Below are 1,127 nucleotides of genomic sequence, written 5' to 3' on the forward strand. Positions count from 1 at the left end.
TCCAATCGTAGCTCGAGTTGAGTGACCAGGCCGGGTCTCGGTAGACGCTCCTTCGGGTATCTCCACTCAACTCGGGAGCCCCAAACTGCGGACATAGCTTTCAAAAAGCGCTCATAGCCTGGTAAGCCAATACTATCACCCCCGAATGAGGGATATATGTCCGGTTCAACCCGGCAAGGAGGCAAACCCGTAACCAGTTCTGGTGCTCTAAAACCGATTCTGCCAGTTCGTCCCCGAGCCGGAACCTATGAACCCGACCGAAGGGAGACGCTTTTTCGCCGACCGTCCGGGAGGGGGGTGCTCCAGGATTCAAAAAGATCGCCTCGGGGTCTCCGGGTTGGAGGATGATCTTTTTGAATCGTTGTTACGGTTGGCCGGTTCGGGGAAGCCGGGATGCCCTGTCGGCAAGCCGTTTTAGTAGCGTTCTACATATCTGGACATCCGCAGAGGGGGTTCGTAGGGCTCCGGCCAGAAGTCGAAAATGTGCTGGATTTTGCCGTCGGCCATCTGCAAAAACGCGATTCCGACCTGCTCTTGCCCCTGGTGGCGGAAAACGATCTGACCGCTGGCCCCCGTTTCGTCGGCCACCAGCCGCACCACTTCAATCGTCCAGTCACCCGGAAAAGTGGCATTGAAATCAACATAGGCCTCGAGGCCGCGCACCCGCTCACGGGTCTGGGGAACCTCGTATAGCACGTCTTCGGCCAGGGTTTCGCGAAAAGCGGCCCAGTCCCTCTTCCCGAGCGACTGCCAGTAGCGCTGCGCTATTTCACGGTTGCGTTGAGCATTCATGGCTTCGATTTAAGGCCACCGGGCCGTTGGCCGCCTCAGGCCAGGCTATACTTGCCTTCTCGCTCGTCGCGCACCAGCTGCCCGGCCTTGAGCACCACCACCCGCTGGGGGTAGGCTTCCACCAGGTCGCGGGAGTGGGTCGCCACCATCACCGTGGCCCCCCTGGCGTGTACCGTCCTGAAAATTTCCAGAACCGCCAGAGCGTTGGCCGGGTCGAGGTTGCCGGTAGGCTCGTCGGCCAGCAGCACCTGGGGGTCACCCACCAGGGCCCGGGCGATTGCCACCCGTTGGGCCTCCCCTACCGAGAGTTCCTCGGGGTAGGCCCGCTTCTTGTG

The 1,127-nt window shown here is 60.9% G+C and carries 2 protein-coding genes; both read right to left on the reverse strand.

Annotated features, from left to right (window positions below; genetic code table 11):
* Positions 1 to 414 precede the first annotated feature (414 nt).
* A complete protein-coding gene (locus Q0288_RS16215; RefSeq protein ID WP_299432781.1) occupies positions 415 to 792 on the reverse strand; it encodes a nuclear transport factor 2 family protein in 378 nt (125 codons plus the stop codon).
* Between the two features lie 35 nt (positions 793 to 827).
* Positions 828 to 1,127 (reverse strand): ATP-binding cassette domain-containing protein (locus tag Q0288_RS16220; RefSeq protein ID WP_299432784.1); only part of this gene is annotated, 300 nt, incomplete at its 5' end.

The organism is uncultured Meiothermus sp., assembly GCF_937863175.1.
GTDB lineage: Bacteria > Deinococcota > Deinococci > Deinococcales > Thermaceae > Meiothermus.